Origin of the sequence: Sediminibacterium salmoneum NBRC 103935 (assembly GCF_000511175.1) — a bacterium.
In the GTDB taxonomy this organism is placed as follows: domain Bacteria; phylum Bacteroidota; class Bacteroidia; order Chitinophagales; family Chitinophagaceae; genus Sediminibacterium; species Sediminibacterium salmoneum.
On sequence record NZ_KI866530.1, the window covers coordinates 1,333,188 to 1,341,747 of the forward strand.

The window sequence follows — 8,560 nt, forward strand, 5'->3', positions numbered from 1 at the left end:
AAACCAGTGAGTCAGGTCTGGAAGTTGTGGTTATTCTATTGTTAATTTCGGCACCTGTTGTGTTTCTGGTAACAAAATTGGCGTAACCTCCAAAGGCAGAATTAAATTTAAAATAAATAACGGAAGTGTCTCTTACCGTTGCGCCTGTTGTGCTGGTATTATAATACAATGCCAGTTTGGTATTGGTATCCAGTAAATTCACATATAACAATGCATTGGCAGGATTGGAAGATTGAACTTTTACGGAGAAGCCCTTAAAATAAGACTGAAAGGCACTATCGTTCAGGTATGCATTCGTTGAATCGTAGTCTTTCAGAAACCTGCGGGCAACGTCCATTCTCAAAGGAATTCTGATTTGATTATTGGTATTTTCAAATCTGTTTTTAACAGAGTCCGCCAATGTTCTGATATCCAGTGGAATTGAATTAGACAAAGCACCAATGGTGCTAACCGGTTTTACAGCCGGAAAGTTTACCGGATAGTTATAAAAAGGATCCAATGGGGTAGCCGGGCTGATTTCATGAACAGAAATATTCAGGGGTTGAGTAGAATCACCGTAATATCCTTTGTAACTCAAAATCAGTACGGCAGAATCAACTACCAGGCTATCCTTGGTTCCAGGAACCTTGAAAGGATAAAATGATGGCTTTAGTTCAAAATTCAGTTCGGCTTGTGTAGTACCAAAAATGGGATCATTGGTTATAGCCCCAATAACCATATTGTTTGCATTATATATACGGGTTGTATCAGACTCATTAAATGTGTCTGTCTGCAATTCCATGATGGTATCAAATGTATTTACCCCGTCTACTACAGGTATTAATCCTGCACCCAGTTCAGTGGTGGTAATTCGGGTACATGCTGCTGAGAAAATTAAAAAAACAAAGAAGAAAATTCGTGCAAAATGCAGTTTAAAATTAGCTAACATGTTCTGGTTTTACTTACCCGCAAGGTCGTTGTACAATTCTAAATACTCTGTTAAATCAGAATCCCATCCTTTAAATGGAATTACCTTTTTGCCTTTCACTTTGGAAAATTCATCCACCAGCTTTTTATCAACAACATCAGAACCAAATGAAATGGCATCAGCAAAATGAGCCCCCCCTTTAAAAAGGGCAGTGTTATTGCTATCTTTAAAGACATCCAGGTCTTTATCTTTTACATTTACATTAATCACAGCACGCTTCAGGAATTCTGGCCCAAGACTATCTTCAAAAGTATTCTGACCAATAGTAAAGACCACTTTGCTATTACCAAAAACGGGTTCCTTTTTATATGCTGTCTTTAAGTAAGCAGGAATCAACCCACTCATCCATCCGCTGCAATGAATAATATCAGGGGGCCATCCAAATTTCTTCACGGTCTCAAGTGCTCCCTTGCAGAAAAAAACGGTTCTTAAATCGTTGTCATCAAACCAGTTTTCCTCATCGTCATGAAAAATTTGTTTACGCTTAAAAAAATCTTCATTTTCCAGAAAATAAACCTGTAACCTGGCATTGGGTAAAGAAGCCACTTTAATTTGCAGCGGGTGATCATCGTTGTCAACTGTAACATTAATTCCAGATAATCTTACCACTTCATGTAAACGGTGTCTTCTTTCATTAATTACTCCAAAACGGGGCATGATACAACGCACTTCCAGACCACTGTCATTGCTTTTGATAGCCAGTTTATTAATGACTTCTGCGAACTCCGTTAATTCCAGATACGGAGACATTTCAGTAGCAATGAATAATATCCTTTTCTTTGTAGACATGAACATTTTTTTTAGAGCCTGACCCTGAATAAGGGTGCAAAGTTAAGAAATATAGCGCGAAATTCAAGGCTAGAGGGGTTTTTGATTGATGACTGGCTGTTAAAATGGGCTTAATAACAAAAAAACTATCTTTGGAACATGCGAAAAAAGGGGATTGCTATTGTTCAATATGCCATATTTCTGGGCATTGGTTTATTCCTGGTCTGGTGGAGTATGCAGCAAATACCCCCTGAAAAATGGGAAGATTTTAAAAAATCCCTGCAAAACGCCAATTATTGGCTATTTATTCCAGTTTTTCTGATATTAACAATCAGTCATTTTATCCGTGCGCTGCGCTGGAAAATCCTGATGAAGCCAATGGGGTATTCTCCACGTCCGGGAAACGTTTTTTTTGCTGTAATGGTAGGATACCTGGCCAACCTGGCTGTACCCAGATTAGGTGAAGTATTAAAATGCACGGTTTTGGCCAAATACGAAAAAGTGCCGGCAGATAAACTGATAGGTACCATACTGGTAGAAAGGGCCTTCGATGTAATAGCCCTGGGACTCGTTTTTGTGATTGCCTTATTTAGTCAGTTTGAAGTCGTTGGGGATTACGCGGCACAATTAATGGCCCCTCTGATGAATAAGTCAGCAGATAACCAAAGCCTTTTTAAGTGGTCCATTGTGTTGGGTATTTTGGGTATCATCATCTGGGGTTCCTGGTTTATTCTGAATAAAATGCCCCACCATCCCATTATACAGGTATTTCAAAAAATATTGTCAGGTGTCTGGGAAGGATTAAGCAGTATCCGTCAATTGGAGAGCAAGGGTTTATTCATTATTTACAGCGCACTAATCTGGTTCTTATATATTGCAGGAACCTGGATAGGGCTTATGGCTACTGAAGGTACCAGTCACCTGAGCTTTGCCGTTGCCATTTCAGCACTGGCTTTTGGAAGTATTGGAATGATTATTACACCCGGAGGTATCGGGGCCTACGCCTACTTTATTGCCAAGGTTCTGGAAAAGAATCAGGTTGGTTTTGAAATTGGCTTTGCCAATGGAACACTGCAATGGTTTGCACAATTTATTATTGTGCTAATAGTGGGATTCATCAGTCTGGGTTTATTGCCCTGGTACAATAAAAAAAATCAAAATCATGAAAGCAACACAGGCAATCCAGCATAAAATTCTTACACTACCCAATCTACTCAAACAAATTGCAGCCTGGAGAGTATCGGGCAGAACCATTGCATTTACCAATGGTTGCTTTGATATACTACACGAAGGGCATATTTATTCATTAAATCAGGCAGCAGCTGAGGCCGACGTTCTCATTATAGGAGTAAACAGTGATGCCAGCGTAAAAAGACTGAAGGGGCCGGAACGTCCGGTAAACAGTGAAATAAGCAGAAGTATTGTATTGAGCAATCTTGCGGTAGTAGATGCAGTAGTCATTTTTGAGGAAGATACCCCATTGCAACTTATACAAGCCATTTTGCCTGATGTAATTGTAAAAGGGGGAGATTATACAGTAGAGCAAATTGTAGGAGCCAAAGAAGTCATTCAAAACGGAGGCAGAGTAGTCATTAATAAACTGGTTGATGGTTTTTCCACTACTGGAATTATAGCTCATATAAAAAAATCTTACTCTTAACTTGTTTTAAAAGCATTGCTATTCAACAAAGACTTAACATTCATTCTTTGTTGTAAAACTTATATTTGAATATGTCTAAGAAACATTTAATTCAGAGAGATATTAGCTGGCTTAGTTTTAATGCAAGAGTATTACAGGAGGCAAATGATCCTACTGTTCCCTTAAAAGAAAGAATAAAATTCCTGGGCATTTTTTCTAATAATACAGATGAATTTTTCAGGGTAAGGGTGGCCACATTAAAACGCATGATTGAGTTTTCTGAGAAAAGAAAAAAACTCAACATGTATATGGAAGAAGATCCTCAAAAAATTCTGGATCAGATTCAGATGACCGTTTTGCAGCAACAAAACGAATTCAACAGAATCTGGAATGGTATTCAGAAAGAATTAAAAAAAGAAAAAATTGCCCTGCTTACAGAGAAGGAATTAAATAAAACACAACAAAATTTTGTAAGAAAATTTTTTGATGAACAAGTACGTTCCAATATCATCCCTCTGATGATTGAATCATTGCCACAACTCCCCTACCTGAGAGATAAAAGTATTTTTCTGGGAGTTGTGATGCGCAAAAAAAATTCAGCCTACCAGCAGAAATATGCTTTGATAGAAATTCCAACCAAAGCAGTGGGACGCTTTATTCTGCTGCCTAAAATAAAGGATGAGCAAAATATCATTTTACTGGAAGATGTAATCCGATTCAATTTACCGGTAATCTTTTCCTATTTCGGTTACGACATATTTGAAGCCCATGTTTTCAAAGTTACCAGAGATGCTGAAATTGATCTGGATAACGATATCAGTACCACATTTGCTGAGAAAATAGAAAAAGGAATTAAAAACAGGAGAAAAGGCAAACCAGTTCGATTTGTATATGACAAGGAAATGGATCCGGGATTGCTGGAATTTCTAATCAGAAAACTAAATCTGAACCGAAAGAGCAATATTATCCCTGGTGGTAGAATCCATAATTTCAGGCATTTCATGGATTTCCCGGATATTCTTGCAGATAAAAGTACAAGACGTGCCTCCTTCATTCCTAAATCACTTCAAACCGCTTTAAGGGTTACCGACGTTATACTCAAACAGGATGTTCTGTTGCATTTCCCTTACCACGCATTCGACCCGATTATAGACTTACTCAGAGAAGCTGCAATGGATCCGGATGTAATTTCTATTAAAATAACAGCCTACCGGCTTGCACCCAATTCTAAAATAATCAATGCGCTGATTAATGCAGCCAGAAATGGCAAACAGGTAGTGGTAATGCTGGAATTAAAGGCCAGATTCGATGAAGAGGCGAATTTAGAATGGAAGAATATTTTAGAAGAAGAAGGTGTAAAAGTATTATTAGGCGTACCTAAGACCAAGATTCATGCAAAGCTTTGTGTAATCAGTAAAAGAAGCGGTACCCGTTCCAGACAATATGGTTTTGTAAGTACTGGAAACTTAAATGAAAAAACGGCAACCGTATATGGAGACCACTGTCTGTTAACATCGAACAGAAATGTCATGAACGATATCAATAAAATATTTCGCTATCTGGAAAACTGGAAGGATGGCTCTTCCATACTGAAATCCTGTAATACATTGATGGTATGCCCAACCAATATGCGGAATGAATTGTATAAACTCATTGAAACAGAAATAAAGAATGCGAAAGCCGGAAAACCAGCCGGTATCATTTTAAAAGTGAATTCTCTTAGCGATGCAAGCTTAATAGACAAATTATATGCAGCAGGAGCTGCCGGAGTAAAAATTGAAATGATTGTGAGGGGTATTTTCTGTGCAGAGATTGATAGAAAAAAATTCAAACAACCGGTTAAAGCTATCAGTATTGTGGATGAATACCTTGAACACTCAAGAGTAATGATCTTTCACAACGCAGGCAATGAAAAGGTATACATTTCCAGTGCCGACTGGATGGTAAGAAACCTGAATCATCGTGTAGAAGCTGCAGTTCCTGTAACCAATCATGAACTTAAGCAGGAAATTATTGATATTATCCACATTCAGTTAAAAGACAATGTCAAAGCCCGGATTCTGAACAGTGAATTAGCGAACAACTATGTACCTTTCACGGGTAAAAAGAAAATAAGATCTCAGATTGAGACTTATCATTACCTGTTCAGAAAAAACAATTTAAAGAGTGAGGCTAGCAGCAATTGACATAGGTAGTAACGCAGCAAGACTATTAATTGTAGAAGTAAGCTACGATACCAAAGGGAATCCCATTTTCAACAAACTAAACCTGGTTAGGGTTCCATTAAGACTGGGCTTTGATGTGTTTGAAAACGGCGAGATATCCAAGGCCAAAAGAGGTATGATACTTCAGACCATGAAAGCCTATAGTCACCTGTTGAATGCCTATGAAGTAAAAGACGTTATAGCCTGTGCAACAAGTGCCATGAGGGATGCCGCCAATTCAGCAGATATTATAAGAAAAGTAAAGCTGGAGACGGGTCTAAATATTGAAATTATCAGCGGAGACCTGGAAGCTTCCATTATATACGAGAATCATATTGCCGAAAATATGGATGTTGCCAATAGCTATCTGTATATAGATGTTGGAGGAGGCAGCACAGAACTTACATTTTTTGCCGACGGCAAACTGAGTTTTAAAAAGTCTTTCAACATTGGAACCATTCGTCTATTAAAAGATATGGTTACAACCAATCACTGGGACGAAATGAAAGATTATATAAAATCGGCTACCAAAGGGCAGAAAAAAATGATTGCCATAGGCACAGGAGGTAATATCAATAAAGTATTTTCACTCAGCAAGAAAAAAGACGGAAAGCCATTAAGCCTTGAATTGTTGAAAGATTATTATAAAGAGTTATCCAGTTTTAATCTGGAAGACAGAATGCAGGTCTATAAACTCAGAACCGACCGGGCAGATGTAATTGTTCCTGCACTGCAAATTTATATTAACGTAATGCGCTGGGCCGATGCAGATGAGATCTATGTGCCTAAAATAGGACTTGCCGATGGACTGGTGCAGCATTTATATGCCAAAATTCACCGATGAATCGCCCCTTTTCAGTCCCTTTTTTTCCAAATCAGGTATAGACCACTTAAATTTGAAGTGATACAAGTGTTATTATTCATATGATTACAAATATTTCAGATAAGAACAGAACCGTACAGTTGGTTGCCCACCTGGCTGCCTGGTTGTGTTTTTTCTTTCTCCCCTATCTGGTCTTTTTCCCAAGGCTCAGAGACTTCAGTATGAGCAATCATATGCTCACTGTAATCATACTAAATAATATTATGTTAATGGTATTTTACTATCTGAATACCATGGTATTAATACCCCGTTTATTAATAAAAGAAAAATGGTTTCTATATATACTTAGTCTGGTGGCTTGTCTTTTATTTTTTCTTTATGTACCCAGAACGGTGGCCATGATGATATACCCACCAGAGATTCCTGCTAATATCACGGAAAATACCAGGGGTGTCAGATTAAATAGTAACCGAATAGGAAGAATCAGAAGAAGACCCTATGCTGATTTCTTTAATACCGTTCTATTTTTATTGGTTATAACCTTTGGCGCCTGCATTGAAGTTGTAAGAAGATGGCTGAAGACAGAGCAAAACAGAAAAGAATCCGAGCATGAAAGAATCAATACGGAATTGTCTTTTTTGAAATCACAGGTTAACCCTCATTTCTTTTTTAATACACTGAATAATATTTATTCCCTCGCAATTGTAAAAAGTGAGAAAACGGCCCATGCAGTCCTGAAGCTTTCAGCCATTATGCGTTATATTTTAACGGAAACAGAGAGAAAGCTTGTTCCGCTGGAAAATGAAGTAGCATTCATTCATAATTATATAGAACTGCAGCAGGTAAGACTTACAGACAAAGTGCAGGTGAACTTTGCCATTAAAGGAGATACAGCTCCATTACTGGTTGCTCCCCTCCTTTTTATTCCTTTTGTGGAAAATGCCTTTAAATACGGGGTAAGTACAAAAGAACAAAGCACTATTGACTTTGACCTGACTATTGAAAAAGACCATATTCATTTTTATGCCAAAAATTATATTGTTCACAGCGAAAACAATATGATGGAGAATACAGGTATTGGCATCAATAATGTAAAAAGAAGACTTGAATTGTTATATCCTGAAAAATATACCCTTAGCAACCAGATTGAGAACGGGTATTATATTGTAAAGCTAACCATCAACACCCATTCATGATTAAATGTATTGCTATAGACGATGAGCCATTGGCGCTTCAGGTTGTACAGGAATACTGTAGTAAGATTTCTTTTCTGACACTGGAAAAAACTTTTACGGACACGGATGAGGCAAGAGCCTATTTGCAGGAAAACAAAGTAGATGTATTGTTCTTAGACATTCAGATGCCAGATATCAATGGTTTACAGTTTTATAAAAGTTTAGCAATAAAACCAATTGTCATTTTCACAACTGCCTATAAAGACTTTGCGGTAGATGGATTTTCTGTTGACGCAGTTGACTATCTGCTAAAACCTTTTGAATATGATCGTTTTTTAAAAGCCTGTTACAAGGCAAAAGAATATCTGGAATTTTTAAGTTCACAGGAATTGCAGCTTAATTCCATTTTTGTGAAAGTGAACTATGAAATCATGAAAATCAATTTAAAGGATATTGAATTAATTGAAGCGCTGGATGATTATATTAAAATTTACATAAAGCCCTCTCCTGTGTTAACCCTGATGACATTAAAAAGCATCAGCGATAAATTGCCCGCCAGAGATTTTTTGCGGGTTCATAGGTCATTTATTGTACCCACTCACAGAATTGAAAAATTCAGTAAATCAAAAATCTGGGTATCAGGAAAAGAAGTACCCATTGGCAGCAGTTATAATCAGGTATATGATCAGTTACTGACTATTTCGAAGCTGACCTAAGCCCCGGTATTCCATTTTTTGGATGTACCTTTGCAAAAAACACATTCGTTATGGAATTCTTGCAGCAACTGGGGTTACAACAAAAAAATCAAGGTGTTTCAACCGGCACCCAATGGTTATCGGCCAATGGAAATGCAATCAAATCTTTTTCTCCGGTAGACGGGCAAGAAATTGGGGAAGTAAAGAGTGGAGACCAGCAAAGCTATGAGCAGTTGGTACAAACCAGCCTGGCTGCTGCTAAAGATGGAGGAACTGGCCTGCTCCTAAA

The 8,560-nt window shown here is 37.8% G+C and carries 8 protein-coding genes and 1 pseudogene; 7 read left to right on the forward strand and 2 right to left on the reverse strand.

Annotated features, from left to right (window positions below):
- Both P767_RS16125 and P767_RS0106390 read right to left on the reverse strand, forming a co-directional pair.
- Window positions 1-928 (reverse strand): DUF4270 family protein (locus P767_RS16125; RefSeq protein ID WP_037351667.1); only part of this gene is annotated, 928 nt, incomplete at its 3' end.
- A 9-nt stretch (window positions 929-937) separates the two neighbouring features.
- A complete protein-coding gene (locus P767_RS0106390) occupies window positions 938-1,756 on the reverse strand; it encodes a glycogen/starch synthase (RefSeq protein ID WP_026763867.1) in 819 nt (272 codons plus the stop codon).
- A gap of 138 nt (window positions 1,757-1,894) precedes the next feature.
- Here P767_RS0106390 and P767_RS0106395 point away from each other — a divergent pair, with 138 nt between their 5' ends.
- The 7 genes and pseudogenes from P767_RS0106395 to P767_RS18800 form a co-directional block, all read left to right on the forward strand.
- Window positions 1,895-2,926 (forward strand): lysylphosphatidylglycerol synthase transmembrane domain-containing protein, encoded by a 1,032-nt coding sequence (locus P767_RS0106395; RefSeq protein ID WP_026751477.1) that lies wholly within the window; start codon window positions 1,895-1,897, stop codon window positions 2,924-2,926.
- The gene (rfaE2, locus tag P767_RS0106400; protein ID WP_037351668.1) at window positions 2,898-3,395 is read left to right on the forward strand and encodes a D-glycero-beta-D-manno-heptose 1-phosphate adenylyltransferase; all 498 of its coding nucleotides are present in this window, start codon (window positions 2,898-2,900) and stop codon (window positions 3,393-3,395) included. The genes P767_RS0106395 and rfaE2 overlap by 29 nt, the downstream gene beginning before the upstream one ends.
- A gap of 71 nt (window positions 3,396-3,466) precedes the next feature.
- The gene (gene ppk1, locus P767_RS0106405; RefSeq protein WP_026763868.1) at window positions 3,467-5,560 is read left to right on the forward strand and encodes a polyphosphate kinase 1; all 2,094 of its coding nucleotides are present in this window, start codon (window positions 3,467-3,469) and stop codon (window positions 5,558-5,560) included.
- Window positions 5,541-6,422: a Ppx/GppA phosphatase family protein gene (locus tag P767_RS0106410; protein ID WP_026751475.1), complete on the forward strand. Its 882-nt coding sequence runs from the start codon at window positions 5,541-5,543 to the stop codon at window positions 6,420-6,422. The genes ppk1 and P767_RS0106410 overlap by 20 nt, the downstream gene beginning before the upstream one ends.
- 80 nt (window positions 6,423-6,502) lie before the next feature.
- Window positions 6,503-7,597 (forward strand): sensor histidine kinase, encoded by a 1,095-nt coding sequence (locus tag P767_RS17575; protein ID WP_051408495.1) that lies wholly within the window; start codon window positions 6,503-6,505, stop codon window positions 7,595-7,597.
- On the forward strand, window positions 7,594-8,292 hold the full coding sequence (locus P767_RS0106420; RefSeq protein ID WP_026763869.1) for a LytR/AlgR family response regulator transcription factor: 699 nt from the start codon (window positions 7,594-7,596) through the stop codon (window positions 8,290-8,292). The genes P767_RS17575 and P767_RS0106420 overlap by 4 nt, the downstream gene beginning before the upstream one ends.
- 50 nt (window positions 8,293-8,342) lie before the next feature.
- Window positions 8,343-8,560 (forward strand): annotated as a pseudogene (locus P767_RS18800) (hypothetical protein); the annotation flags it as partial.

Coding starts and splice junctions, on each gene's coding strand:
- P767_RS0106390 (WP_026763867.1), bottom strand. CDS start 1,756: ATGTCTACAAAGAAAAGGATATTATTCATTGCTACTGAAATGTCTCCG.
- P767_RS0106395 (WP_026751477.1), top strand. CDS start 1,895: ATGCGAAAAAAGGGGATTGCTATTGTTCAATATGCCATATTTCTGGGC.
- rfaE2 (WP_037351668.1), top strand. CDS start 2,898: ATGAAAGCAACACAGGCAATCCAGCATAAAATTCTTACACTACCCAAT.
- ppk1 (WP_026763868.1), top strand. CDS start 3,467: ATGTCTAAGAAACATTTAATTCAGAGAGATATTAGCTGGCTTAGTTTT.
- P767_RS17575 (WP_051408495.1), top strand. CDS start 6,503: ATGATTACAAATATTTCAGATAAGAACAGAACCGTACAGTTGGTTGCC.
- P767_RS0106420 (WP_026763869.1), top strand. CDS start 7,594: ATGATTAAATGTATTGCTATAGACGATGAGCCATTGGCGCTTCAGGTT.